This window comes from Franconibacter daqui, from assembly GCF_014644275.1.
GTDB lineage: Bacteria > Pseudomonadota > Gammaproteobacteria > Enterobacterales > Enterobacteriaceae > Franconibacter > Franconibacter pulveris.
Genome location: NZ_BMKJ01000007.1, coordinates 173,925 through 199,208, shown reverse-complemented (window position 1 = coordinate 199,208; position 25,284 = coordinate 173,925). Strand labels below are relative to the sequence as shown.

Annotated in this window: 22 protein-coding genes and 2 pseudogenes; 16 read left to right on the top strand and 8 right to left on the bottom strand. The window is 54.8% G+C overall.

Annotation, left to right across the window (positions count from 1 at the left end; all coding sequences use genetic code 11):
* Positions 1 to 297 precede the first annotated feature (297 nt).
* Both IEX01_RS19670 and mdtD read left to right on the top strand, forming a co-directional pair.
* The gene (locus IEX01_RS19670; RefSeq protein ID WP_188724401.1) at positions 298 to 999 is read left to right on the top strand and encodes a FadR/GntR family transcriptional regulator; all 702 of its coding nucleotides are present in this window, start codon (positions 298 to 300) and stop codon (positions 997 to 999) included.
* Between the two features lie 17 nt (positions 1,000 to 1,016).
* On the top strand, positions 1,017 to 2,411 hold the full coding sequence (gene mdtD / locus IEX01_RS19665) for a multidrug transporter subunit MdtD (RefSeq protein WP_188724400.1): 1,395 nt from the start codon (positions 1,017 to 1,019) through the stop codon (positions 2,409 to 2,411).
* On the opposite strand, the pseudogene IEX01_RS19660 reads toward mdtD, so the two are convergent.
* From IEX01_RS19660 to kup, 7 genes and pseudogenes are all read right to left on the bottom strand, one after another.
* Positions 2,408 to 3,326 (bottom strand): annotated as a pseudogene (locus IEX01_RS19660) (substrate-binding domain-containing protein). The gene mdtD and the pseudogene IEX01_RS19660 sit on opposite strands and share 4 nt — an antisense overlap.
* Before the next feature lie 3 nt (positions 3,327 to 3,329).
* Positions 3,330 to 4,289: a ribokinase gene (gene rbsK / locus IEX01_RS19655; RefSeq protein ID WP_281732776.1), complete on the bottom strand. Its 960-nt coding sequence runs from the start codon at positions 4,287 to 4,289 to the stop codon at positions 3,330 to 3,332.
* A gap of 36 nt (positions 4,290 to 4,325) precedes the next feature.
* Complete coding sequence (rbsB, locus tag IEX01_RS19650) at positions 4,326 to 5,216, bottom strand: ribose ABC transporter substrate-binding protein RbsB (protein ID WP_024553605.1); 891 nt, start codon at positions 5,214 to 5,216, stop codon at positions 4,326 to 4,328.
* 26 nt (positions 5,217 to 5,242) lie between these two features.
* A complete protein-coding gene (gene rbsC / locus IEX01_RS19645; RefSeq protein ID WP_024556871.1) occupies positions 5,243 to 6,208 on the bottom strand; it encodes a ribose ABC transporter permease in 966 nt (321 codons plus the stop codon).
* 5 nt (positions 6,209 to 6,213) lie between these two features.
* Positions 6,214 to 7,493, bottom strand: a pseudogene (locus IEX01_RS19640) (ATP-binding cassette domain-containing protein).
* 7 nt (positions 7,494 to 7,500) lie between these two features.
* Complete coding sequence (gene rbsD / locus IEX01_RS19635) at positions 7,501 to 7,920, bottom strand: D-ribose pyranase (RefSeq protein ID WP_029590016.1); 420 nt, start codon at positions 7,918 to 7,920, stop codon at positions 7,501 to 7,503.
* Between the two features lie 172 nt (positions 7,921 to 8,092).
* The gene (gene kup / locus IEX01_RS19630) at positions 8,093 to 9,961 is read right to left on the bottom strand and encodes a low affinity potassium transporter Kup (RefSeq protein WP_024556868.1); all 1,869 of its coding nucleotides are present in this window, start codon (positions 9,959 to 9,961) and stop codon (positions 8,093 to 8,095) included.
* A gap of 220 nt (positions 9,962 to 10,181) precedes the next feature.
* Here kup and ravA point away from each other — a divergent pair, with 220 nt between their 5' ends.
* Both ravA and viaA read left to right on the top strand, forming a co-directional pair.
* Positions 10,182 to 11,678 carry an ATPase RavA gene (ravA, locus tag IEX01_RS19625; protein WP_024559895.1) on the top strand — a complete coding sequence of 499 codons (1,497 nt, stop codon included), beginning with the start codon at positions 10,182 to 10,184 and terminating at the stop codon, positions 11,676 to 11,678.
* Complete coding sequence (gene viaA, locus IEX01_RS19620) at positions 11,672 to 13,123, top strand: ATPase RavA stimulator ViaA (RefSeq protein ID WP_024556866.1); 1,452 nt, start codon at positions 11,672 to 11,674, stop codon at positions 13,121 to 13,123. Before ravA ends, viaA begins: the two co-directional genes overlap by 7 nt.
* A gap of 3 nt (positions 13,124 to 13,126) precedes the next feature.
* Here the strand turns inward: viaA and asnA are convergent, their stop codons facing one another.
* Complete coding sequence (gene asnA, locus IEX01_RS19615; RefSeq protein ID WP_024556865.1) at positions 13,127 to 14,119, bottom strand: aspartate--ammonia ligase; 993 nt, start codon at positions 14,117 to 14,119, stop codon at positions 13,127 to 13,129.
* A 153-nt stretch (positions 14,120 to 14,272) separates the two neighbouring features.
* Between asnA and asnC the strand changes: the two genes are divergently transcribed.
* The 12 genes from asnC to atpD all read left to right on the top strand — a co-directional run bounded on the left by asnC (position 14,273) and on the right by atpD (position 25,282).
* Entirely contained in the window at positions 14,273 to 14,731 is a 459-nt protein-coding gene (gene asnC, locus IEX01_RS19610; RefSeq protein ID WP_024556864.1) for a transcriptional regulator AsnC, read from the top strand.
* A gap of 90 nt (positions 14,732 to 14,821) precedes the next feature.
* Entirely contained in the window at positions 14,822 to 15,262 is a 441-nt protein-coding gene (gene mioC / locus IEX01_RS19605; RefSeq protein ID WP_188724399.1) for an FMN-binding protein MioC, read from the top strand.
* A 379-nt stretch (positions 15,263 to 15,641) separates the two neighbouring features.
* Positions 15,642 to 17,531, top strand: coding sequence for a tRNA uridine-5-carboxymethylaminomethyl(34) synthesis enzyme MnmG (gene mnmG / locus IEX01_RS19600; protein ID WP_024556862.1), 1,890 nt, complete (start codon positions 15,642 to 15,644; stop codon positions 17,529 to 17,531).
* A 52-nt stretch (positions 17,532 to 17,583) separates the two neighbouring features.
* A complete protein-coding gene (gene rsmG, locus IEX01_RS19595) occupies positions 17,584 to 18,207 on the top strand; it encodes a 16S rRNA (guanine(527)-N(7))-methyltransferase RsmG (protein WP_188724398.1) in 624 nt (207 codons plus the stop codon).
* A 615-nt stretch (positions 18,208 to 18,822) separates the two neighbouring features.
* Complete coding sequence (atpI, locus tag IEX01_RS19590; RefSeq protein WP_024556860.1) at positions 18,823 to 19,203, top strand: F0F1 ATP synthase subunit I; 381 nt, start codon at positions 18,823 to 18,825, stop codon at positions 19,201 to 19,203.
* Positions 19,204 to 19,211: 8 nt separating this feature from the next.
* The gene (atpB, locus tag IEX01_RS19585; protein WP_024556859.1) at positions 19,212 to 20,030 is read left to right on the top strand and encodes a F0F1 ATP synthase subunit A; all 819 of its coding nucleotides are present in this window, start codon (positions 19,212 to 19,214) and stop codon (positions 20,028 to 20,030) included.
* Positions 20,031 to 20,081: 51 nt separating this feature from the next.
* Complete coding sequence (atpE, locus tag IEX01_RS19580) at positions 20,082 to 20,321, top strand: F0F1 ATP synthase subunit C (RefSeq protein ID WP_000429386.1); 240 nt, start codon at positions 20,082 to 20,084, stop codon at positions 20,319 to 20,321.
* Between the two features lie 65 nt (positions 20,322 to 20,386).
* Complete coding sequence (gene atpF, locus IEX01_RS19575; protein ID WP_024555015.1) at positions 20,387 to 20,857, top strand: F0F1 ATP synthase subunit B; 471 nt, start codon at positions 20,387 to 20,389, stop codon at positions 20,855 to 20,857.
* Between the two features lie 14 nt (positions 20,858 to 20,871).
* Positions 20,872 to 21,405: a F0F1 ATP synthase subunit delta gene (gene atpH, locus IEX01_RS19570; RefSeq protein WP_024556858.1), complete on the top strand. Its 534-nt coding sequence runs from the start codon at positions 20,872 to 20,874 to the stop codon at positions 21,403 to 21,405.
* Positions 21,406 to 21,417: 12 nt separating this feature from the next.
* Entirely contained in the window at positions 21,418 to 22,959 is a 1,542-nt protein-coding gene (gene atpA / locus IEX01_RS19565; RefSeq protein WP_024556857.1) for a F0F1 ATP synthase subunit alpha, read from the top strand.
* A 50-nt stretch (positions 22,960 to 23,009) separates the two neighbouring features.
* Complete coding sequence (atpG, locus tag IEX01_RS19560; RefSeq protein ID WP_024556856.1) at positions 23,010 to 23,873, top strand: F0F1 ATP synthase subunit gamma; 864 nt, start codon at positions 23,010 to 23,012, stop codon at positions 23,871 to 23,873.
* Positions 23,874 to 23,899: 26 nt separating this feature from the next.
* The gene (gene atpD, locus IEX01_RS19555) at positions 23,900 to 25,282 is read left to right on the top strand and encodes a F0F1 ATP synthase subunit beta (RefSeq protein ID WP_024556855.1); all 1,383 of its coding nucleotides are present in this window, start codon (positions 23,900 to 23,902) and stop codon (positions 25,280 to 25,282) included.
* The last annotated feature ends 2 nt before the right edge of the window (positions 25,283 to 25,284 follow it).

Here is a 25,284-nt window from a genome sequence, read left to right as displayed (position 1 = left end):
GGGTTGCGTATACTACGCTTTCCCGCCTCAGAGTCAAGCGTTAATTTACGCTTAATTCCGTTTTGATTCTTGCTGCCAGGCCGGCGTGTATGCCGTTGTGCCGTGTCAGTGGAGGCGCATTATAGGGAGTTCTCGCGAGCTGACAAGAGTAAATTTAAAAAAAATGCTCAACCGCACACTTTTCAACCAAAACATATCATAACTGCTTATATATTGTGATATTTGCCGTTTTTTGCACCTCATCTCTCTACCCGATGGCATACTACTTAGCGAGATAAAGCTAAAGGAACTGCTCGCATGTCGTTATCCACTCAACAACTGGCGGCCCAAAAAAACCTCTCTTATGTTCTTGCCGGGAAGTTGGCGCAGCGCATATTAAAAGGTGAGTACGCACCGGGGAGCATATTGCCAGGTGAAATAGAGCTGGGCGAGCAATTTGGCGTTAGCCGTACAGCTGTCAGGGAGGCGGTTAAGACGCTAACCGCTAAAGGCATGGTTTTACCCCGTCCGCGTATCGGCACACGGGTAATGCCGCAAAGCCATTGGAACTTCCTCGATAAGGAACTGCTCGCCTGGTGGATGACCGTGGAAGATTTCAATAATGTGGTGAAAGACTTTCTTGTCATGCGACAGAGTCTTGAACCTCAGGCCTGCGCCCTTGCCGCGCGCCACGGCAATGAAAACCAGAAACGCGATCTAAAAGCGACGCTCGATGAAATGCTCTCACTGAAAGCAAAGTTCGACCGCGAACGTTGGGTGGAAGCGGATATGGCTTATCACGAGAAAATCTACGAGATGAGCGGAAATCCTTTTATGACCTCTTTCGCCAGTCTGTTTCGCTCCATCTATTACACCTACTTTTCCGCGATTACCCATAATGAGGTGATTAAGCTTGAGCTTCACCAAACCATTGTCGAAGCGATAGTGACAGGAAAGAGCGAAGCCGCTTCTACCGCCTGTCAGACGCTTTTGCAGGATAACGATGCTCAAGAGCAATAACTAAAAACAGGATCCGCATGACCAAAAAAGCGCGCAGTATGGCAGGCCTGCCATGGATAGCGGCCATGGCCTTTTTTATGCAGGCGCTGGACGCCACTATTCTTAACACCGCTCTACCAGCTATCGCCCAAAGCCTTAACCGTTCCCCTCTGGCGATGCAGTCCGCGATTATCAGTTATACCCTGACCGTCGCCATGCTGATTCCCGTCAGCGGCTGGCTGGCAGACCGCTTCGGCACCCGTCGCGTCTTTATGCTGGCAGTAACGCTTTTCACGCTGGGGTCGCTGGCGTGCGCCCTTTCTGGTTCGCTAGGCGAACTGGTTATCTTTCGCGTAGTGCAGGGGGTTGGCGGCGCAATGATGATGCCCGTCGCGCGTCTGGCTCTGCTTCGCGCCTACCCACGCAGCGAACTCTTGCCTGTGCTCAACTTCGTCACCATGCCAGGGCTGGTAGGACCAATTCTGGGGCCATTATTAGGCGGGGTGCTGGTCACCTGGGCGAGCTGGCATTGGATCTTCCTTATTAATATTCCCATTGGCATCGCCGGGTTGCTGTACGCGCGTAAATATATGCCGAACTTCACTACACCGCGCCGCCGTTTTGATTTATCTGGGTTCTTCCTGTTTGGCTTGAGCCTGGTCTTTATCTCCAGCGGCATGGAGCTTTTTGGCGAGCGCATCGTCGCCACCTGGCTGGCACTGCTGGTCATTGTGGGCGGGCTGCTGCTTTTGCTGGCTTATATCTGGCACGCTCGTCGTCACCCAACGCCGCTTATCGCCCTGCCGCTGTTTAAGACGCGAACCTTCTCCGTTGGCATTGCCGGTAATATTGCTTCACGCCTCGGCACAGGGTGCGTACCTTTCCTGATGCCGCTGATGTTACAGGTAGGGTTCGGCTATCCGGCATTCATTGCGGGCTGCATGATGGCGCCGACGGCGGTAGGCTCGATTCTCGCGAAATCAGTAGTCACAAAGGTATTGCGCGGTTTTGGTTATCGTAAAACGCTGGTAGGCATTACGATTTTTATCGGTCTGATGATTGCGCAGTTCGCTATCCAGTCGCCGGGGAAAGAGGTGTGGATGCTGATCCTGCCGCTGTTTATCCTCGGTATGGCGATGTCGACCCAGTTTACGGCGATGAATACCATTACGCTTGCAGACCTTTCAGATGAGAACGCCAGCGGCGGCAATAGCGTGCTGGCAGTGACGCAGCAGCTTTCCATCAGCCTTGGGGTGGCGGTCAGCGCCGCCGTGCTGCGCTTTTATGAAGGGTTTGAAAATGCCAATACCATTGAGCAGTTCCACTACACCTTTATTACGATGGGTGTGATAACCGTTATTTCCGCAGCGGTCTTTATGCTGCTGCGCGCCAAAGATGGCAACAACCTGATAAGAGAGCGGCATAAGGCTTAAGCCGAACCGCGCTCCACCAGCTCCGGCGTCAGCTGGAGCCGCTGCTGCTGTAAATCGGGCTGCGCCATGCGATGAATCAGCACATCAATGGCCAGCTCGCCCAGTTCGTCCTTCGGTTGATGAATGGTGGTCAGCGGCGGCGTCATGTAGCGCGCCAGCTCTATGTCGTCATACCCCACCAGCGCCATATCCTGAGGAATGCGTAACCCCGCCTGGTAGAGCGCCTGATAGGCGCCAACAGCCATGGCGTCGTTACTCATAAATACCGCCTGCGGAGGCTCACGCAATGCCAGCAACGCCTGCATGGCGTCGAAACCGCCGCGAAACTCGAAGTCTGCGTTAACTTCATATCCTTCTTTTACAGTAAGCCCGGCGCGCGCCATCGCGTTGCGATACCCTTCCACACGCAGAGGCGATATCCCCGCCCAACAGCGAGTTATCCTGAATCAGATCTCCCTCGCCGCCGAACGGTGCCCAGTCCATCATAACCGTAGGGATAGCCGGATAACGGCGCATGATTTCCGGCGAAGGCTGATGTGTTTCGGTACAGAGCAGCAGCAAGCCATCGACGCGTTTTTGCAGCAGCGTTTCCAGATTGCGGTTCATTCGCTGCTCATCGCCATCGGTATTACAAAGCACCAGGCTGTAACCGCGCTCAAAGCAGCTGCGCTCCACGCCGCGAACCAGTTCGGAGAAGAAAGGGTTGGAGCTGGCGGTGATCAGCATGCCGATGGTTCGGGTCTGGTTGATTTTGAGGCTGCGCGCCAGCGCGGAGGGCGCGTAGTTCAGGCTTTGGATGGCCGCCTCGACTTTCTCGCGAATCGCCTCACTGACGAAGCGGTCATTATTAATGACGTGTGAAACGGTGGAGGTGGAGACGCCCGCCAGGCGGGCGACATCTTTCATGGTCGCCACAAGCTACTCCTGCTGCGCCAGAAAGTCGTCAATCTCTTTGCGCCACGGTACGGAAGGCTGTGCGCCGGGACGGGTAACGGCGATAGCCGCCGCCGCATGCGCGAAACGAATAGCTTCCGCCAGCGGTTTTTCTTCCAGCAGCGCCGTAAGCAGCGCGCCGTTAAAGGTGTCTCCCGCTGCGATAGTGTCGATAGCTTTTACTTTGAAACCAGGAACCCGTTGACCTTCACCGTTAACGCTTGCCCAAACGCCGCGGCTGCCAAGCGTGATAATAACGGTGCCAATGCCTTTAGCATGCAGCGCCGCCGCCGCTTTCGCCGCGTCGTCGTCATTTTTTACGGCGATGCCGGTCAGCTTCTCCGCTTCGGTTTCATTGGGGGTAATGATATCCACCAGCGCAAGCAATTCATCAGAAAGCCTGCGGGCTGGCGCGGGGTTAAGAATCACGCGAGTGTGGTTCTGCTGCGCAATGCGCGCCGCCGCCAGCACGCTCTCTACCGGTGATTCCAGTTGCATTAACAAGGCGGAAGCTTTGGCGATGCGCTCATGTTGGGCTTCTACCAACGCAGGCGTCAGCGACGCATTGGCGCCAGCATGGATAGCAATCACGTTTTCGCCTTCGCCATTAACGAAAATAAGCGCCACGCCAGTGGACTCGCCCTCAATAACGCTGACCGGCGCGACGTCGACCTTGTCCTGAACCAGCTGCTGACGAACCCGGGCGCCAGTATCATCGCTGCCCACGCAGGCGATAAAATCGATATCCGCGCCGCTGCGCCCGGCCGCTACAGCCTGGTTAGCGCCCTTGCCGCCAAACGCCACCTGGTAATGGTTGCCGGTTACGGTTTCTCCGGGTGAGGGGAAAGCATCAAGATTAAGGATATGGTCGGCATTGATGCTGCCGAGAACGACGAGTTTGCCCACGCTGTTCACCGTTATTTGTCTGGTTAAAGTGCGCCACATCCTGTGGCGCGTTGCCCTGCATTTCTTATGATGTCTTTATTGTTTGACGACCAGTTTCAGGTCGACCGGAATTTTAGCGTGAACTTTCTCGCCTTTAAGCACTTTATCGGCAGTTTGTACGCCGATTGCGCCGATTTGCTCCGGCAACTGCGCAATGGTTGCGCCCAGCTTGCCGTCTTCAACCGCTTTCACGCCGTCCGCTGTGCCGTCAAAGCCAACAACCAGCACATCGGATTTGCCTGCGGTTTGCAAGGCACGCAGCGCGCCGAGCGCCATTTCATCGTTCTGGGCGAACACAGCCTGCACGTCCGGATGCGCGGTTAACAGGTTCTGCATCACGTTCAGGCCTTTGGTGCGGTCGAAATCGGCCGGCTGGCTTGCCAGCACGTTCAGCTTGTTAGCCGCTACGGCCTGCTGAAAACCTTCGCCACGCTCACGCGCGGCGGAGGTGCCGGCAATGCCCTGCAGCTCGATAACTTTCGCGCTCTGGCCTGCTTTTTTAGCGATATAGTCGCCCGCGATTTTGCCGCCAACCACGTTATCAGAAGCGACGTGGCTTACCACTTCGCCTTTTGCCGCCATGCGGTCCAGCGTAATGACCGGGATCTTCGCCTGGTTAGCCATCTTCACGGCGTTGCCCACCGCGTCGGAATCGGTGGGGTTGATCAGCAGCAGTTTGGTGCCGCGCACCGTCAGATCCTGCACGTTAGCCAGCTCTTTCGCGGGGTTATTCTGGGAATCCAGCACCACGAGGTTATAGCCGAGTTTGTCAGCTTCTTTTTGCGCGCCATCTTTCAGCGAAACGAAGAACGGGTTGTTAAGGGTGGAGACAACCAGCGCGATGGTCTCTTTCGCCATCGCGTTCGCGCTAACGGTCGCGCTTAACGCAACGGCGGAAACCAGGGTAGCCAGCTTTTTCATGTTCATAGTCAGATGTCCTGTTGAGTAATGAGTTACTGCTTTTTGTTGTCTACCAGCACCGCCAGCAATATCACCACCGCTTTGACGATCATCTGGTAATAGGAAGAAACTCCTAATAAATTCAAACCATTATTCAGGAAACCGAGAATTAAAGCGCCGATCAATGTCCCAACAATGCGTCCTTTACCGCCGGCGAGACTGGTGCCGCCCAGCACCACCGCAGCAATCGCGTCCAGCTCATACCCGGTACCCGCCGTCGGCTGCGCCGAGGAGAGACGCGCCACTTCGATAACCCCCGCCAGCGCCGCCAGCAGGCCGGACAGAGAGTAAACAATCACTTTGACTTTGTTTACGCTGATGCCGGAAAGGCGCGTCGCCGCTTCGTTGCCGCCCAGGGCATAGATATAACGACCAAGACGGGTATGGTGCAGCATGTACCAGGCAGCGATAAACACAATCGCCATAATCCAGACGGGCGTCGGGATGCCGAGCGGGCGGCCGATACCAAACCAACCAAACAGATCGGCGTTTTCAGTAAAGCCGGTATTTACCGGGCTGCCGTTGGTGTAAACCATCGTGACCCCGCGCAGCAGCAGCATCATCACCAGCGTGGCGATAAACGCCTGCACGCGGCCTTTCGCGACAATCACGCCGGTCACGGCCCCGATTGCGGCGCCGAGGGCGAGCGAGGCGGCAATCGCCACCAGCGCGTTAACCTCAATACCGACAATCGAGGCGGCCACCGCTCCGGTCAGCGCCAGTAAGGAACCGACGGACAGATCGATTCCGGAGGTAAGAATGACCAGCGTCATCCCCACCGCCATGATGGCGTTGACGGAGGTTTGCTGCAGGATGTTGAACAGGTTGTTCAGGGTGAAGAAGTTCGGGCTCAGGGTTGAGACAATCGCAATCAGCACCAGCAGGGCTATCAGTGATTTCTGGTCCATCAGCCACGCTTTGCTGAAATAACGACGTGTCGCCACGGTCTGGGTAGTCATGTCTTTTACTCCTGAGTCACGCGATTCAGTTTGCCGACGGCTGCTGCCATCAGTTCCCAGCACTTCCGGCATTTCGGAGGAGACCAGGATGATGCTCAGCCCTTCGGCCTTGAACTGGTTGATGAGCTGATAAATCTCTTTTTTCGCCCCTACGTCCACGCCGCGCGTCGGCCTCGTCTTTATGCTTCAGGCTGCCGACATCGCGACTGAAATAACGCAGCGCGGTAAGCGACATGTTCTCTTTTACCGACATGCCGAGCACCAGCCCGTCGCGCTTGCGGTCTTCAGAGATATAAACGATGCCGTTCGCCAGCCCGTCCTGCGGTGAGCGAGTCACCACTTCGCGTCCGTCCAGCTCCACGCGGCCGCCGGTACGCGCCAGGGCGCCATAAAGCACTTTCATCAGTTCGGTGCGCCCGGCGCCCATCAGCCCGGCCACGCCGAGAATTTCCCCTTTTTTCAGGGTAAAGCTGACATCATGCACGCCAGGGCCGGAGAGGTTTGATACGCGCAGGCGGGTTTCGCCAGGCGCTTTATCAAGACGGGGATACTGGTCTTCGAGCTTGCGTCCCACCATCATTTCGATAAGCGTCTCTTCGGTGAGCGTGTCGACCTCGCGTTCGGCGATAAACTGGCCGTCGCGAAAAACCGTCACGTCGTCGCAAATCTCGAAAATTTCTTTCATGCGGTGGGAGATATAAACAATGCCGCGCCCTTGCGCTTTCAGTTCGCGGATCACACGAAACAGCGACTCGGTTTCGGTGTCGGTCAACGCATCGGTCGGTTCATCCATAATGATGACTTTCGACTCGAAGCTCAGCACCTTGGCTATCTCCACCATCTGCTGGTCGCCTATAGAGAGATCGCCTACCAGGCGGTGACTGTTAAAGCGCAGATTAAGTTTTTTAAGCAGTTTATCCGCTTCGCCGTGCATCGTTTTCCAGTCGATTTTGCCGAAACGGTTAACGAATTCGCGGCCCAGAAAGATGTTTTCTGCGATGGAGAGCTGCGGAATAAGGTTGAGCTCCTGATGAATAATGCCGATGCCCGCCTCCTGCGAGGATTTCGGGCCGCTGAAGGCGGTCTCTTTACCAAGCCACATCAGCGAACCCGCATCCCTGGTATAGATGCCGGTCAGCACTTTCATCATGGTGGATTTACCGGCGCCGTTTTCCCCCACCAGCGCCATCACGCGGCCCGGGTAAACGTTAAGCGCCGCGCCGGAGAGGGCTTTTACGCCGGGGAACGCTTTATCGATCCCCTTGAGTTGTAATAACGCTTCCATGACGGCCTCAGAAGGTTACGCCGGCACAGAGAATGATATTCGCATACGGGGAACACTCCCCGCTGCGAATGACCGCCTGACTGTCTGCGGTTTGTTTTTTAAACTGCTGGTGTGTGATGTAACGTACATCAATGTGATTTCCCTGGTGCTGCTGCAGCTGCCTGATGTGCTCAAGCAACGTTTCGTGGAGCTGCGGATTGTGCTGCTTAATCTCCTCCGCCAGGTATGCCGCCTCGACCTGCATCTCCTTCGTGACCACTTCCACAACCTGCATGAAACCAGGAACGCCCTGCGTTAACGCAAGATCGATTCGCTCAGTCGAGCCGGGAATGGGTAAGCCTGCGTCGCACACCACAACCGTATCGGTATGACCGAGACGGGCGATGACGGAAGAGATGCCTGCGTTGAGTACGGTGCCTTTTTTCATTTTATGCTCCCTTAGCGAAACGTTTCGCTGTTGGCAGTGTAGTGAAGAGCATGTTCAGAAAACAATCGCGGCGTAACGAATTTGTGATCGTTATCGAAACGTTTCGCTAACGTAAATTTGCGGGGAGGAAAAAGAAAAACGCCCCGCATTGTAGCGAGGCGTTAAAAAGACGTTAAATTTCAACCTGAGTGCCCAGTTCGATAACCCGGTTAGGTGGGATTTCAAACTGGTCCGGCGCCCGCAGGGCGTTGCGCTGAAGCAGCAGGAATAGCTTGCCGCGCAGCCGCAGGTACCAGGGCCGGTCGCCGATAATCAGCGATTCATGCGACATAAAGAACGAGGTTTCCATCATTCGGCAGCTTAAGCCTTCCAGCCCGCAGCGGTGGAACACTTCTTCTACGTTCGGCGTTTCGCGCCAACCGTAGCTTGCCACCACGCGCCAGAACGTCGGCGAAAGCTGCTCAATCTGCACCCGGCGAACGTTATGTACATACGGCGCGTCCTCGGTGCGCAGCGTCAGCAGGATAACCCTTTCATGCAGCACCTTGTTGTGCTTCAGGTTATGCAGCAAGGCGAAAGGAATAACGTTAAGCGCGCGGGACATATACACCGCGGTGCCCGGCACGCGCACTGGCGGTGATTTCTCCAGCGAGGCGATCATCGCATCCAGCGAGTTGCCGTGCTCATGCATACGGCGCAACAGGCGAAAACGCTCGCTCTTCCAGGTGGTCATGATGATAAACATCACGATGCCGAGACTCAGCGGCAGCCAGCCGCCGGAGAAGAGTTTATCCAGGTTCGCCGAGAAGAGCGGGATATCCACACACAGGAAGGCGGTGGCGATAAGCAAGACGAACAGCTTATTCCAGTTCCAGTTTTTACGCGCCACGGTGCAGGAAAGAATCGAGGTCAGCACCATGGTGCCAGTCACCGCAATGCCGTAAGCCGCAGCGAGGTTGCTCGAATGTTCGAAGCTGATAATGACAATCACCACGGCGAAATAGAGCGTCCAGTTAATCACCGGGATGTAAATCTGCCCGGACTCCATCTCAGAGGTGTGAATGATGCGCATCGGCGACAGGTAACCGAGGCGCACCGCCTGGCGGGTTAATGAGAAGACGCCGGAGATAACCGCCTGCGAAGCGATAACGGTAGCCAGCGTCGCCAGAATCAGCATTGGAATTAATGCCCAGTCCGGCGCCAGCAAAAAGAAGGGGTTCTTAATCGCTTCCGGCGTTTTCAGCAGCAGCGCGCCCTGGCCAAAATAGTTCAACACCAGCGAAGGCAGCACCACGCTGAACCATGCCACGCGAATCGGCAGTTTGCCGAAGTGCCCCATATCGGCATACAGCGCTTCCACGCCGGTAATGGACAGCACCACCGCGCCCAGCGCGACGAAAGAGATCGTTTTATATTCCAGAAAGAAGTGTACCGCCCAGACCGGATTCAGCGCCTGCAACACTTCGGGGTTACCTATAATGCCGCGCGCGCCCAGTACCGCCAGAACGAGAAACCAGGCAAGCATAATCGGCGCAAAAAGTTTGCCCACCATGCCGGTGCCATGCTTCTGAATAATAAACAGCAGCGTAAGAACGATAATGGAAAGCGGAACGATATAGGCGTCCAGCGAGGGGGCGGCTATCTCCAGCCCTTCTATCGCCGACATCACCGAAATAGCCGGGGTGATAACCACCTCGCCATAAAAGAAGCTGCCGCCAATTAACCCCAGGATGACCAGTACCGACGTCATGCGCGCCGACGTGTTGCGGCCCGCCAGCGACATAAGCGTCAGGATCCCCCCTTCACCAGCGTTGTCCGCCCGCATAACAAAGGTGAGGTATTTAATAGAGACAACAAAAACCAACAGCCAGAAAATAAGAGAAAGAAAACCGAAAACGGCATCCCGTTCAACGCCAAACCCGAACTGTCCTGACAGACACTCTCTTAGGGTATAAAGCGGGCTGGTGCCGATATCACCGTAAACCACCCCGATTGCGGCCAGCGTTATGGCAGGCAGCGATTGCTTATTGTCAGTGCTCATAGACTAATCTTTCGTTGGGAGAAATGGGTGTGCTTAGTCCCTTGGCCCACAAAAAGCGCACAGTATGCACGATTCACCAAAAAATCGTACCCCTAAATGGCAATGCCTTTATCTACGTCAACCGGAATTAACCGAAGCATCAATCTATTATTAGCGAATAAGCGGAACGTTTATACTCGCCCTTTCATCGGATGGCAGCGTCTGGATCAGAGTAACTATTATGGCTCAAACACATCTTCTGGCAGAAAGAATTTCGCGGCTCAGCGCAGCGCTGGAAAAAGGGCTCTTTGAACGCAGCCACGCCATTCGTCTCTGCCTGCTGGCGGCGCTTAGCGGCGAAAGCGTGTTCCTGCTCGGGCCGCCCGGCATCGCCAAAAGTCTGATAGCCCGCCGCCTGAAATTCGCTTTTGAGCATGCCCGCGCGTTTGAGTACTTAATGACCCGCTTTTCGACGCCGGAGGAGGTCTTCGGGCCGCTCTCTATTCAGGCGCTGAAAGATGAAGGACGCTACGAGCGCCTGACGCAAGGCTATCTTCCCGAGGCGGAAATTGTTTTTCTTGATGAGATCTGGAAAGCGGGGCCGGCGATTCTCAACACGCTGCTGACCGCTATCAACGAACGGCGTTTTCGCAACGGCGCGCGGGAAGAGAAAATCCCAATGCGACTGTTGGTTACCGCGTCCAACGAACTGCCGGAAGCCGACAGCAGCCTGGAGGCGCTTTACGACCGTATGCTGATTCGCCTGTGGCTCGATAAAGTGCATGAGAAGAATAATTTCCGCGCCATGCTGATTAGCCAGCAGGATGAAAATGAAAACCCGGTGCCGAAAGGGCTTCAGGTTACCGACGAAGAGTATGAGCGCTGGCAGCAGGAGATAGGGAAAGTCGCGCTGCCTGATAATGTCTTTGAACTCGTCTTCCTTTTACGCCAGCAGCTGGAAAATCTGCCGCAGGCGCCGTATGTCTCCGACCGCCGCTGGAAAAAAGCGATACGTCTGCTGCAGGCGAGCGCCTTTTTCAGCGGTCGCGAGGCGGTGGCCCCCATCGACATTATTTTGCTGAAAGATTGTCTGTGGCACGACGCCAGCGCCATGACCCTGATGCAGCAGCAAATTGAAGCGCTGATGACCGGCCACGCCTGGCAGCAGCACGCCATGCTGACTAAACTCGGCGCGATTGAACAGCGCCGTCTGCAGCTTCAACAGCAACAGAGCGACCAACAGGCGCTGACGGTGATAAAACAGGGCAGCATGTTCAGCCGCCGACCGCATTACCAGTTGCCGGAGGGCGTACAGGGCGAAACCCTTACCTTGCTGCTGCAAAAGCCGCTACGGCTGCACGATATGGATGTTATTCATATCACTCTGGCGCGTGAAGCGCTGGACGCCTGGCTGCAAAAGGGCGGCGAGATCCGCGGCAAGCTTAACGGCATTGGCTTTGCTCAGCCGCTTAACCTGGAAGTGGACAATCGTCAGCATCTTATCATTCGTGACGTAAGCCTGCAGGGCACCGCGCTGGCGCTGCCGGGCGCGCAGGAACAGAGCGTGCCGGAAGAGGTTAAGCAACAGCTCGACGCGCTCGATAACGAATGGCATCAGCAGCACAACCGCTTTAGCGAACAGCAGAAGTGCCTCTTTATTCACAGCGACTGGCTTGGTCGGATTGAAGCGAGCCTGCAGGACGTGGGCGCTCAGATCAAGCAGGCGCGACAATGCTGACGCTCGATACGCTCAACGTGATGCTGGCGGTGAGCGAAGGGGAGATGATAGAGGAGTTGATCCTCACTTTGCTGGCCTCGCCGCAACTCGCCATTTTTTTTGAAAAGTTTCCTCGCCTGAAGCAAGCCCTTACTCAGGATATCCCCCGCTGGCGGGAGCAGCTTAAAGCGCGTCTGCGCGAAGCGCACGTGCCGCCGGAGCTGGCACAGGAGGTGGTTTGCTATCAGCAAAGCCAGTTGCTCTCCACCACGCAGTTTATTGTTCAACTGCCACAGACGCTTCGCCAGCTTAACGCGGTCAACTCCCCTTTCGCCGCGCAAGCCGCGCAGCTGGTGGCGGAAAACACCACCTTCACGCCGGCGCTGCATACGCTTTTCCTCCAGCGCTGGCGTCTGAGTCTGGTGGTGCAGGCCACCACGCTGAATCAGCAATTGCTTGAGAACGAGCGGGAACAGTTGCTGACTGAGATGCAGGAACGTCTCACCCTGAGTGGACAGCTTGCGCCGGTGCTCACGGAAAATGACGCTTCCGCCGGCAGGTTGTGGGATATGAGCGCGGGCAAACTCAAGCGCGGCGACTATCAACTTATCGTCAACTATGGCGAATTCCTGACGCAGCAGCCGGAGCTTCTTCATCTGGCAGAGCAGCTAGGCCGTTCACGGGAAGCCAAATCGGTGCCGAAGAACGATGCGCCGCTGGAGACGTTCCGCACGCTGGTCCGCGAACCGGCGACCGTGCCGGAACAGGTGGAAGGCTTACAGCACAGCGACGATATTCTTCGCCTGCTGCCACCGGAACTGGCAACGCTCGGGCTGACGGAACTGGAGTTTGACTTCTATCGAAGACTGGCAGAGAAGCAATTGCTTACATACCGATTACAGGGCGATGCATGGCGGGAGAAAGTAATGCAGCGGCCTGTTACCCATAAGGATGTTGAGGAGCAGCCGCGCGGCCCGTTTATCGTCTGCGTGGACACCTCCGGCTCCATGGGCGGCTTTAACGAACAGTGCGCTAAAGCGTTTTGTCTGGCGCTGATGCGCATCGCGCTCGCTGATAACCGGCGCTGTTTTATTATGCTGTTTTCCAGCGAAGTGGTGCGCTATGAGCTGGCGGGACGCGACGGCATCGAGCAGGCGATCCGCTTTTTAAGCCAGCGTTTTCGCGGCGGTACCGATCTTGCGAGCTGCTTTCGCGCCATTATTGAGAAGATGCACGGCGGCGAATGGCGCGATGCCGACGCGGTGGTCATTTCAGACTTTATTGCCCAGCGGTTGCCGGATGAGGTGGTGAATAAAGTAAAAACGCTGCAGCGAATAAACCAGCACCGGTTTCATGCCGTGGCGATGTCGGCGCATGGCAAACCCGGCATCATGCGCATCTTCGACCATATCTGGCGCTTTGATACCGGATTACGCAGCCGCCTGCTTCGGCGCTGGCGGCGTTAAGCTTTACAGCAGACCGCTGACGCTTTCCTGCACCTGGGCAGGCCATACGCCGCACTGCACCTGACCGATATGCGGCAACTGCAACAGCAGCATAGTCAGACGCGACTGGCCAATACCGCCGCCGATAGTCTGCGGCATTTCGCCTTTCAGCAGGGCCTGATGCCATTCCAGCGCCAGTCTGTCTTCATCGCCGGTCAGCGCCAGCTGACGTTTCAGGGCTTCGGCGTCTACGCGGATCCCCATAGAAGAGATTTCGAAAGCGTCTTCCAGCACCGGGTTCCAGACCAGAATATCGCCGTTCAGCCCGGCGAAACCGCCTTCGCATGGGGTCGTCCAGTCATCATAATCGGGTGCACGCACGTCGTGGCGTTTGCCGTCGCCCAGCTTGCCGCCAATACCAATAAGAAAGACGGCGCCCAGCTCTTTGGTAATGGCGCGCTCGCGCCCCTTTGCATCCAGTTCCGGGAAACGGCTTTGCAGCGTTTCGCTGTGTACGAAGTGGATCTGCTCCGGTAGGGCGGCCTTCAGGCCAAATTGCTCGCTCACTGCCGCTTCGGTGGCTTTAATCGCCGCCCAGATCGTTTCAACCGTCTGTTTCAGGGTGCCGAGATGGCGCTCGCCGTCACCCATTACGCGCTCCCAGTCCCATTGATCCACATAGACTGAGTGCACGGGCGACAGCCGGTCTTCATCCGGGCGCAACGCCTTCATATGTGTATAAAGCCCTTCACCTGCGCTGAAGTCATGTTGTCCTAACGTCTTGCGCTTCCATTTTGCCAGCGAATGCACGACTTCAAACTGCGCCTGCGGCAGCGTCTTCACTTTTACCTGCACCGCTTTCTCGCTGCCGGATAAGTTATCCTGCGTGCCATCCCCGAGGCGGCTCAGGATCGGCGCCTGGACTTCAATCAGGCCTAGCTTTTCTTCGAGCTGGCGAGAGAAATGGGATTTTACGAAGCTGATCTGGCGTTGTTTTGCGATATAAGCGGTTTTCATTTTTTGCGGCTCCTGTGCGTCCAATACCAATGATTAAGCAACAGAAAACGGCTACTATTCAATAATCAATAATAAAAAAGCCGTTCAGGTTTTCGTTTCGCTAAAATGAATGGCTTAAAAATCGGAATTCTTTATTAGTCATAGGAAAAAGTGATGGAAAATTATCAGATCGATAATCTGGACCGCGGCATTCTCGACGCTTTGATGGCAAACGCCCGCACCGCCTATGCGGAGCTTGCCAAACAATTCGGCGTAAGCCCTGGCACTATCCACGTACGGGTTGAGAAGATGAAGCAGGCAGGCATTATTACTGGCGCACGAATAGACGTAAGCCCGAAACAGCTTGGCTATGACGTTTGTTGCTTTATCGGCATTATTCTCAAGAGCGCGAAAGATTACCCGGCGGCGCTGGCGAAGCTGGAAAGCCTGGAGGAAGTGACGGAGGCTTATTACACCACCGGGCACTACAGTATCTTTATTAAAGTGATGTGTCGCTCCATTGACGCGCTGCAGCAGGTACTTATCAACAAGATCCAGACAATTGATGAAATTCAGTCCACGGAGACGCTGATCTCCTTACAAAACCCGATCATGCGCACCATCCGGCCATAGGCCTCTTTTTTGATACCCATATTATCCACAGGTAGATCCCAGCCCGCTCACAGCGTACAATGCAACTCGTTTTACTAAAGGCGGGACACCATGGCAGACATTACCCTGATCAGCGGCAGCACCCTGGGCGGCGCGGAGTACGTGGCCGAGCATCTGGCGGAAAAGCTGGAAGAGGCCAACTTTTCTACAGAAACCTTCCACGGCCCTCTGCTGGATGATCTGAATAAAGAAGGCGTCTGGCTGGTGGTGAGTTCAACCCATGGCGCAGGCGATCTGCCGGATAACCTTCAGCCGCTTTATGACGAGCTGAACGAACAGCGCCCCGATCTGAGAGGTTTACGCTACGGCGCTATTGGCATCGGCAGCCGGGAGTATGACACCTTCTGCGGCGCCATTGAGAAAATGGACGAACTGCTTAACGCCTGTGGAGCAAAACGCGTCGGCGATCTGCTGAAAATTAACATTCTCGATCACGACATTCCGGAAGATCCGGCTGAAATCTGGCTGGGATCCTGGAAAAATTTGCTCTGATTACGACAAAGATCGATTTTTTTCTGTGGATAAACCTGCTGAAAAGCTTGGATCAAGCCGTAGTTATCCAAAGTATAACCTTTGTTTACTTTTTGAGTTGTGCATAACCCTCGTTTCTGATCCCAGCTTATACGGCGTGGGATCACCGATCATTCACAGCAAGCGATCCTGGATAACGCATTGATCCTGAAAGGGGGTTTGCCGTTATCCACAGGACAGGTCGATCTTAATAAGAGATCACAGTAAAAAAGATCCCTATATAAAAGATCTTCTTTTTAATACCAACGATCCCGATGCTTTCTCGATACGCTAAAGTTGAGTAGAATCCACGGCCCGGGACTTCCCATCCTCATTCGCAACACCGCGAGGTTACACCACCATGTTTTATCCGGATCCTTTTGACGTCATCATCATTGGCGGGGGTCATGCAGGTACCGAGGCCGCGATGGCCGCTGCACGTATGGGTCAACAGACCCTGCTATTGACACACAATATCGACACGCTGGGACAGATGTCCTGCAACCCGGCGATCGGCGGTATTGGTAAAGGACATCTGGTTAAGGAAGTGGACGCCCTCGGCGGGTTAATGGCGAAAGCGATCGATCAGGGCGGCATTCAGTTTAGGATACTAAACGCAAGCAAAGGGCCGGCGGTTCGCGCCACCCGCGCTCAGGCAGACCGTGTGCTTTATAAGCAGGCGGTGCGCACTGCGCTTGAGAACCAGCCTAATCTGATGATCTTCCAGCAGGCGGTAGACGACCTGATCGTGGAAAACGATCGCGTTGTCGGCGCGGTTACACAGATGGGCCTGAAGTTCCGCGCTAAAGCAGTCGTGCTGACGGTCGGCACTTTCCTCGACGGCAAAATTCATATTGGTCTTGATAACTACAGCGGCGGCCGTGCAGGCGACCCGCCTTCCATTCCGCTGGCTCGCCGCCTGCGTGAACTGCCGCTGCGTGTAAACCGCCTTAAAACCGGTACGCCGCCGCGCATTGATGCCCGCACCATTGATTTTAGCGAGCTGGCGCAGCAACACGGCGATAACCCGATGCCGGTGTTCTCGTTCATGGGGTCTGTTTCCCAGCATCCGGCGCAGGTGCCATGCTACATCACGCACACGAACGAAAAAACGCACGACGTGATCCGCAATAACCTCGACCGCAGCCCGATGTATGCCGGGATCATTGAGGGGATCGGCCCGCGTTATTGTCCTTCTATCGAAGACAAAGTGATGCGCTTTGCCGATCGCAACGCGCACCAGATCTTCCTCGAACCGGAAGGGCTGACCAGTAACGAAATTTACCCGAACGGCATCTCCACCAGCTTGCCGTTTGACGTACAAATGCAGATTGTCCGCTCCATGAAGGGAATGGAAAACGCGCGCATCGTACGCCCGGGCTACGCGATTGAATATGACTTCTTCGACCCGCGCGATTTGAAACCTACCCTTGAAAGCAAATACATTCAGGGGCTGTTCTTCGCCGGACAGATTAACGGCACGACGGGCTATGAAGAAGCCGCCGCGCAGGGGCTGTTGGCAGGGCTGAACGCTGGCCGCTACTCTGCGGAAAAAGAGGGCTGGTCGCCGCGTCGCGATCAGGCTTACCTTGGGGTGCTGGTGGACGATCTCTGCACCCTCGGCACCAAAGAGCCGTACCGCATGTTTACCTCCCGCGCAGAATATCGACTGATGCTGCGTGAAGATAACGCCGACCTGCGTCTGACCACTATTGGCCGCGAACTGGGCCTGGTGGATGACGAACGCTGGGCGCGCTTCAACGAGAAGCTGGAGAACATTGAACGCGAGCGCCAGCGCCTGAAAGAAACCTGGGTACACCCGAATGCAGAAAATGTATCCGAAGTGAATGCTCACTTAACGGCGCCGCTCTCCCGTGAAGCGAGCGGCGAAGACTTACTGCGTCGCCCGGAAATGACTTACGAGCAGCTGGTGAAGCTGGAAAGCTTCGGTCCCGGTCTGGCTGATGCAGAGGCGGCCGAACAGGTCGAGATTCAGGTCAAGTACGAGGGGTATATCGCTCGCCAGCAGGACGAGATTGAGAAGCAGCAGCGTAACGAGAACACGTTACTGCCGGCAACCCTCGACTACCGCCAGGTGAACGGTCTTTCCAATGAGGTTATCGCCAAGCTAAACGATCATAAGCCAGCTTCTATCGGTCAGGCGTCCCGTATCTCCGGGATCACCCCAGCCGCTATCTCCATTCTGCTGGTCTGGCTGAAAAAGCAAGGGCTGCTGCGCCGCAGCGCCTGAGCATGTTAAACATGGGTCAGCGCCAGGCTGGCCCTTTTTTTAGGATACTGTTGTGCTCAATTCACTTAATCGTCTGCTGGATGCGGCGACCATTTCGCTGCCCGATCGCCAGAAAGACCAGCTGCTGGACTATGTCGGTATGCTGAACAAATGGAATAAGGCCTATAACCTGACCTCCGTGCGCGACCCGCAGGAGATGCTGGTGCGCCATATCCTCGACAGCATTGTCGTGGCGCCTTACCTGAAAGGCACTCGCTTTATCGATGTCGGCACAGGACCGGGGCTACCGGGAATCCCCCTGGCGATAGTCATGCCGCAGGCGCATTTCACGCTGCTGGATAGCCTTGGCAAGCGCGTTCGCTTTTTAAAACAGGTGCAGCATGAGCTGAAGCTGGAAAATATCACGCCGGTACAAAGCCGCGTCGAGGCGTTTCCCGCCGAGCCGCCGTTTGACGGCGTTATCAGCCGCGCCTTCGCTTCGTTGTCGGATATGGTGAGCTGGTGCCATCACCTGCCGGCAGGGGAGGGGCGTTTTTATGCCTTCAAAGGTCTTCGCCCTGATGATGAAATCGCTTCGTTACCTGCAGGCTTCAGCGTTGAGGAAATTGTGCCGCTGAAGGTGCCGTCCCTTGAAGGCGAACGTCATCTGGTTACGATTAAACCAAACAAAATTTAATTTTTATCAAAAAAAGTGGAAATAGGGATGTTTCCATTTTGTTAATTAGGGCTTTAAAAATAAGCAATTATTCCGTTGCGAATTTACCCTTTATTTACTGTGGGTTTTCTGTTTCTTAACGGCGCACGTTTTGTATGCCAATTTAAATAATCAACAGTGAAAATATCAGCCTGCTAAAAGTGTGCGTCAGCAAAGTTTTAAATGTTAAATTTTTGTCGCGGATGTCAATAAAAGGTTTTTATCGTGTTTTTCGCTGTTTTGAAAAATAGCGAATTTAAAGCGTTTATATTTCAGTAGGATGGGTTGCTTACATTCTTAAATGAAATAAATTTTCTGTAAGCGTAAATGTTAATAATGTGATCCAAAGCACGCTTTAATTGCCGTAATTACGCGCATTCCGCTGATTTCGCTTCTCGCGCTGGCGTTTCATAAAAAAGTGAGAAAATCGCTATGCCGAAAATTATTTAAACATTTATTCACCTTTTAGCTACTTATTGTTTGAAATCACGAGGCCGCTCCGTATAATTTGAGCGCTTTTTGAAGCTTGACTCTAAGCTGCAAAGACAGTTTTATACGACACGCGACATACCTCGAAGGGAGCAGGAGTGGAATCTTATGCCGGTGTCGCTTTTGAGTAGAAACGTTGCTCGCAAGCTTCTGTTCATTCAACTGCTGGCGGCAATAGCAATCGGATTGCTGTTTTGCCTCAAAGACCCCTTCTGGGGCGCTTCCGCAGTAAGCGGAGGCCTGGCAGTCTTGCTGCCGAATGTGTTTTTTATGATTTTTGCCTGGCGCCATCAGGCGCATACACCCGCTCAAGGCCGCGTGGCCTGGACATTCGCTCTCGGCGAAGCGATTAAGGTGGTTGCGACCTTTACTCTGCTGGTGGTGGCGCTGGCGGTATTCAAAGCGGAATTTGTACCGCTCATAGTGACGTGGGTTTCGGTGCTGGTGGTTCAGATACTGGCACCAGCTGTAATCAACAACAAAGGGTAAGAGGCATCATGTCTGCAGGAGAAATCTCGACGCCGCAGGAGTATATAGGTCACCATCTGAATAACCTTCAGATTGACCTGCGTACCTTCTCGCTGGTGGATCCGCATAACCCCCCGGCCACCTTCTGGACGCTCAACATCGACTCCATGTTCTTCTCGGTGGTGCTGGGTCTGTTGTTTCTGGTGCTGTTCCGTAAAGTCGCTAAAAACGCGACCAGCGGCGTACCGGGTAAATTCCAGACGGCGGTAGAGCTGGTCATCGGCTTTGTCCATGGTAGCGTGAAAGACATGTACCACGGTAAAAGCAAGCTGATTGCCCCGCTGGCCCTGACGATTTTCGTCTGGGTATTCCTGATGAACCTGATGGATTTACTGCCAATCGACCTGCTGCCGTATATCGGTGAGCATGTGTTCGGCCTGCCTGCGTTGCGCGTGGTGCCGTCTGCTGACGTGAACATCACCCTGTCCATGGCGCTTGGCGTGTTTATTCTCATTCTGTTCTACAGCATCAAAATGAAAGGCATCGGCGGCTTCACGAAAGAGTTGACGCTTCAGCCGTTCAATCACTGGGCGTTCATTCCAATCAACCTGATTCTGGAAGGCGTGAGCCTGCTGTCTAAGCCGGTTTCTCTCGGTCTGCGACTGTTCGGCAACATGTATGCCGGTGAGCTGATTTTCATTCTGATTGCTGGTCTGCTGCCGTGGTGGTCGCAATGGGTGTTGAACGTGCCCTGGGCTATTTTCCACATCCTGATCATTACGCTGCAAGCCTTCATTTTCATGGTTCTGACGATCGTCTATCTGTCGATGGCGTCTGAAGAGCATTGATTTTTTTACTCAACACTACTGCGTTTTAACTGAAACAAACTGGAGACTGTCATGGAAAACCTGAATATGGATCTGCTGTACATGGCTGCCGCTGTGATGATGGGTCTGGCGGCAATCGGTGCTGCGATCGGTATCGGCATCCTCGGGGGCAAATTCCTGGAAGGCGCTGCGCGCCAGCCTGATCTGATTCCTCTGCTGCGTACTCAGTTCTTTATCGTAATGGGTCTGGTGGATGCTATCCCGATGATCGCTGTGGGTCTGGGTCTGTACGTGATGTTCGCTGTCGCGTAGTAAACGAAGTTGTCTGGAATTAACGGGCAATATCAGAACATTAACCAGATAAGAGGCATTGTGCTGTGAATCTTAACGCAACAATCCTCGGCCAGGCCATCGCGTTTGTCCTGTTCGTTCTGTTCTGCATGAAGTATGTATGGCCGCCTTTAATGGCTGCCATCGAAAAGCGTCAAAAAGAGATTGCTGACGGCCTTGCTTCTGCTGAACGAGCTAAAAAGGATTTGGACCTTGCACAGGCCAACGCGACCGACCAGCTGAAAAAAGCGAAGGCGGAAGCTCAGGTAATCATCGAGCAGGCGAACAAACGCCGCGCGCAGATCCTGGACGAAGCCAAAGCTGAAGCAGAGCAGGAACGTAACAAAATCGTCGCGCAAGCGCAGGCGGAAATCGAAGCCGAACGCAAACGCGCACGCGAAGAGCTGCGTAAGCAAGTCGCTACGCTGGCTGTTGCTGGCGCCGAGAAGATCATCGAACGTTCCGTGGATGAAGCTGCTAACAGCGACATCGTGGATAAACTTGTCGCTGAACTGTAAGGAGGGAGGGGCTGATGTCTGAATTTGTAACGGTAGCTCGCCCCTACGCCAAAGCAGCTTTTGACTTTGCCGTCGAACACCAAAGCCTCGACCGCTGGCAGAACATGCTGGCGTTTGCCGCTGAGGTGGCTAAAAACGAACAAATGGCAGAGCTTCTCTCCGGCGCGTTGGCGCCGGAAACGCTCTCTGAGTCGTTTATCGCAATTTGCGGTGACCAGCTGGACGAAAATGGCCAGAACCTGATTCGGGTGATGGCGGAAAACGGTCGTCTGAAGGTCCTTCCTGATGTTCTTGAGCAGTTCATGCAACTGCGCGCAGCCCTTGAGGCTACTGTTGAGGTGGATGTCACCTCGGCCAGCGCGTTAAGCGAAGAACAGCTTGCGAAAATCAGCGCCGCGATGGAAAAACGTCTGTCACGCAAAGTGAAGCTGAATTGCAAAATCGATAAGTCTGTAATGGCAGGCGTCATCATCCGTGCGGGTGATATGGTCATTGATGGCAGCATTCGCGGCCGTCTTGAGCGCCTTGCAGACGTCTTGCAGTCTTAAGGGGACTGGAGCATGCAACTGAATTCCACCGAAATCAGCGAACTGATCAAGCAGCGCATTGCTCAGTTCAATGTTGTGAGCGAAGCTCATAACGAAGGTACTATTGTTTCTGTAAGTGACGGTGTTATCCGTATCCACGGCCTGGCCGATTGTATGCAGGGTGAAATGATCTCCCTGCCGGGTAACCGTTACGCTATCGCACTGAACCTGGAGCGCGACTCTGTAGGTGCCGTAGTCATGGGCCCTTACGCTGACCTCGCCGAAGGCATGAAGGTTAAGTGTACTGGCCGTATTCTGGAAGTGCCGGTTGGTCGTGGCCTGCTGGGCCGCGTGGTTAACACCCTGGGCGCACCGATCGACGGTAAAGGTCCGGTTGAACACGATGGCTTCTCGCCAATCGAAGTTATCGCACCGGGCGTTATCGATCGCCAATCCGTAGACCAGCCTGTACAGACCGGTTACAAATCCGTCGATGCCATGATTCCAATCGGTCGCGGCCAGCGTGAGCTTATCATCGGCGACCGCCAGACGGGTAAAACCGCGATGGCAATCGACGCCATCATCAACCAGCGCGATTCCGGCATCAAATGCGTGTACGTGGCTATCGGCCAGAAAGCGTCCACCATTTCTAACGTGGTTCGTAAGCTGGAAGAGCACGGCGCGCTGTCCAACACCATCGTTGTGGTCGCGACTGCGTCTGAATCCGCTGCGCTGCAATACCTGGCACCGTATGCCGGTTGTGCAATGGGTGAATACTTCCGCGACCGCGGCGAAGACGCGCTGATCGTTTACGATGACCTGTCCAAACAGGCTGTCGCTTACCGTCAGGTTTCCCTGCTGCTCCGTCGTCCGCCAGGACGTGAAGCATTCCCGGGCGACGTGTTCTACCTCCACTCCCGTCTGCTGGAGCGCGCATCCCGCGTTAACGCGGAATACGTTGAGAACTTCACTAAAGGTGAAGTGAAAGGTAAAACCGGCTCCCTGACCGCTCTGCCGATCATCGAAACCCAGGCGGGTGACGTTTCCGCGTTCGTTCCGACCAACGTAATCTCCATTACCGATGGTCAGATCTTCCTGGAAACCAACCTGTTCAACTCCGGTATTCGTCCGGCAGTTAACCCAGGTATCTCGGTATCCCGTGTGGGTGGCGCAGCTCAGACCAAGATCATCAAGAAACTGTCCGGTGGTATTCGTACCGCGCTGGCGCAGTATCGTGAACTGGCGGCGTTCTCTCAGTTCGCTTCCGATCTTGACGAAGCGACCCGTAAGCAGCTGAGCCATGGTCAGAAAGTGACCGAGCTGCTCAAGCAGAAACAGTATGCGCCGATGTCTGTTGCACAGCAGGGCCTGGTACTGTTTGCGGCGGAACGCGGTTACCTCGAAGATGTGGAACTGGCGAAAATCGGTAGCTTCGAAGCCGCTCTGCTGGCTTACGCTGACCGTGACCACGCTCCGCTGATGCAAGAGATTAACCAGAACGGTGGCTATAACGATGAGATCGAAGGCAAGCTGAAAAGCCTCCTCGACTCCTTCAAAGCAACCCAGTCCTGGTAACGTCTGGCGGCTTGCTGTAAGGCAAGCCGCAAGGCATTGAGGAGAAGCTCATGGCCGGCGCAAAAGAGATACGTAGTAAGATCGCAAGCGTCCAGAACACGCAAAAGATCACTAAAGCGATGGAGATGGTCGCCGCTTCCAAAATGCGTAAATCGCAGGATCGCATGGCGGCCAGCCGTCCTTATGCAGATACCATGCGCAAAGTGATTAGTCACCTTGCTACCGGTAATCTGGAATATAAGCACCCTTACCTGGAAGAACGCGACGTTAAACGCGTGGGCTACCTGGTGGTGTCTACCGACCGTGGTCTGTGCGGTGGCTTGAACATCAACCTGTTCAAAAAACTGCTGGCGGATATGAAAGTATGGTCCGATAAAGGCGTTCAGTGCGACCTCGCAATGATCGGCTCCAAGGGCGTTTCTTTCTTCAATTCCGTAGGCGGCAACATTGTCGCTCAGGTGACTGGCATGGGGGATAACCCTTCGCTGTCTGAACTGATCGGCCCGGTTAAAGTGATGTTGCAGGCCTACGATGAAGGTCGTCTGGACAAGCTTTACATTGTCAGCAACAAATTTATTAACACCATGTCTCAGGCTCCAACCATCACTCAACTGTTGCCGCTACCGGCTTCAGAAGATGAAGAGTTGAAACGTAAATCCTGGGATTACCTGTATGAACCCGACCCGAAAGCGCTGCTGGATACCCTGCTGCGCCGTTATGTGGAATCGCAGGTTTATCAGGGCGTGGTTGAAAACCTGGCCAGCGAGCAGGCCGCACGAATGGTGGCGATGAAAGCCGCAACCGATAATGGCGGCAGCCTGATTAAAGAGCTGCAGTTGGTATACAACAAAGCTCGTCAGGCCAGCATTACTCAGGAACTCACCGAGATCGTCTCGGGGGCCGCCGCGGTTTAACCAGGTTATTTCGTAGAGGATTCAAGATGGCTACTGGAAAGATTGTCCAGGTAATCGGCGCCGTGGTGGACGTCGAGTTCCCTCAGGATGCCGTACCGAAGGTGTACGACGCCCTTGAGGTAACAAATGGTAATGAGCGTCTGGTGCTGGAAGTGCAGCAGCAGCTCGGCGGCGGTATCGTGCGTACCATCGCGATGGGTTCTTCCGACGGTCTGCGTCGTGGTCTGCCTGTAGCAGACCTCGAGCACCCGATCGAAGTCCCGGTAGGCAAAGCGACCCTGGGCCGTATCATGAACGTGCTGGGTCAGCCGATCGACATGAAAGGCGATATCGGCGAAGAAGAGCGCTGGGCGATTCACCGCTCCGCTCCGACTTACGAAGAGCTGTCCAGCTCTCAGGAACTGCTGGAAACTGGCATCAAAGTTATCGACCTGATGTGTCCGTTCGCTAAGGGCGGTAAAGTCGGTCTGTTCGGTGGTGCGGGCGTAGGTAAAACGGTAAACATGATGGAGCTCATCCGTAACATCGCGATCGAGCACTCCGGCTACTCCGTGTTTGCGGGCGTGGGCGAGCGTACCCGTGAAGGTAACGACTTCTACCACGAAATGACCGATTCCAACGTTCTGGACAAAGTATCCCTGGTTTACGGCCAGATGAACGAGCCGCCGGGAAACCGTCTGCGCGTGGCGCTGACCGGCCTGACCATGGCTGAGAAATTCCGTGACGAAGGTCGTGACGTACTGCTGTTCGTTGACAACATCTATCGTTACACCCTGGCCGGTACTGAAGTATCCGCACTGCTGGGCCGTATGCCTTCAGCGGTAGGTTACCAGCCGACCCTGGCGGAAGAGATGGGTGTTCTGCAGGAACGTATCACTTCCACCAAAACCGGTTCTATCACCTCCGTTCAGGCGGTATACGTACCGGCGGATGACTTGACTGACCCGTCTCCTGCAACCACCTTTGCGCACCTTGACGCAACCGTGGTACTGAGCCGTCAGATCGCGTCTCTGGGTATCTACCCGGCAGTTGACCCGCTGGACTCTACCAGCCGTCAGCTGGACCCGCTGGTGGTAGGTCAGGAACACTACGATACCGCTCGCGGCGTGCAGTCTATTCTGCAGCGTTATCAGGAGCTGAAAGACATCATCGCCATCCTTGGTATGGACGAACTGTCTGAAGAAGACAAACTGGTGGTAGCTCGCGCGCGTAAGATCCAGCGCTTCCTGTCCCAGCCGTTCTTCGTAGCAGAGGTGTTCACCGGTTCTCCGGGTAAATACGTTTCGCTGAAAGACACCATCCGTGGCTTTAAAGGCATCATGGAAGGCGAATACGACCACCTGCCGGAGCAGGCGTTCTACATGGTTGGCTCCATTGACGAAGCCGTGGAAAAAGCCAAAAAACTTTAACG

Excerpts from the sequence above, each read along its gene's own strand:
- IEX01_RS19670 (WP_188724401.1), top strand. The coding sequence starts at position 298 with ATGTCGTTATCCACTCAACAACTGGCGGCCCAAAAAAACCTCTCTTAT.
- mdtD (WP_188724400.1), top strand. The coding sequence starts at position 1,017 with ATGACCAAAAAAGCGCGCAGTATGGCAGGCCTGCCATGGATAGCGGCC.
- rbsK (WP_281732776.1), bottom strand. The coding sequence starts at position 4,289 with ATGTGGCGCACTTTAACCAGACAAATAACGGTGAACAGCGTGGGCAAA.
- rbsB (WP_024553605.1), bottom strand. The coding sequence starts at position 5,216 with ATGAACATGAAAAAGCTGGCTACCCTGGTTTCCGCCGTTGCGTTAAGC.
- rbsC (WP_024556871.1), bottom strand. The coding sequence starts at position 6,208 with ATGACTACCCAGACCGTGGCGACACGTCGTTATTTCAGCAAAGCGTGG.
- rbsD (WP_029590016.1), bottom strand. The coding sequence starts at position 7,920 with ATGAAAAAAGGCACCGTACTCAACGCAGGCATCTCTTCCGTCATCGCC.
- kup (WP_024556868.1), bottom strand. The coding sequence starts at position 9,961 with ATGAGCACTGACAATAAGCAATCGCTGCCTGCCATAACGCTGGCCGCA.
- ravA (WP_024559895.1), top strand. The coding sequence starts at position 10,182 with ATGGCTCAAACACATCTTCTGGCAGAAAGAATTTCGCGGCTCAGCGCA.
- viaA (WP_024556866.1), top strand. The coding sequence starts at position 11,672 with ATGCTGACGCTCGATACGCTCAACGTGATGCTGGCGGTGAGCGAAGGG.
- asnA (WP_024556865.1), bottom strand. The coding sequence starts at position 14,119 with ATGAAAACCGCTTATATCGCAAAACAACGCCAGATCAGCTTCGTAAAA.
- asnC (WP_024556864.1), top strand. The coding sequence starts at position 14,273 with ATGGAAAATTATCAGATCGATAATCTGGACCGCGGCATTCTCGACGCT.
- mioC (WP_188724399.1), top strand. The coding sequence starts at position 14,822 with ATGGCAGACATTACCCTGATCAGCGGCAGCACCCTGGGCGGCGCGGAG.
- mnmG (WP_024556862.1), top strand. The coding sequence starts at position 15,642 with ATGTTTTATCCGGATCCTTTTGACGTCATCATCATTGGCGGGGGTCAT.
- atpI (WP_024556860.1), top strand. The coding sequence starts at position 18,823 with ATGCCGGTGTCGCTTTTGAGTAGAAACGTTGCTCGCAAGCTTCTGTTC.
- atpB (WP_024556859.1), top strand. The coding sequence starts at position 19,212 with ATGTCTGCAGGAGAAATCTCGACGCCGCAGGAGTATATAGGTCACCAT.
- atpE (WP_000429386.1), top strand. The coding sequence starts at position 20,082 with ATGGAAAACCTGAATATGGATCTGCTGTACATGGCTGCCGCTGTGATG.
- atpH (WP_024556858.1), top strand. The coding sequence starts at position 20,872 with ATGTCTGAATTTGTAACGGTAGCTCGCCCCTACGCCAAAGCAGCTTTT.
- atpA (WP_024556857.1), top strand. The coding sequence starts at position 21,418 with ATGCAACTGAATTCCACCGAAATCAGCGAACTGATCAAGCAGCGCATT.
- atpG (WP_024556856.1), top strand. The coding sequence starts at position 23,010 with ATGGCCGGCGCAAAAGAGATACGTAGTAAGATCGCAAGCGTCCAGAAC.
- atpD (WP_024556855.1), top strand. The coding sequence starts at position 23,900 with ATGGCTACTGGAAAGATTGTCCAGGTAATCGGCGCCGTGGTGGACGTC.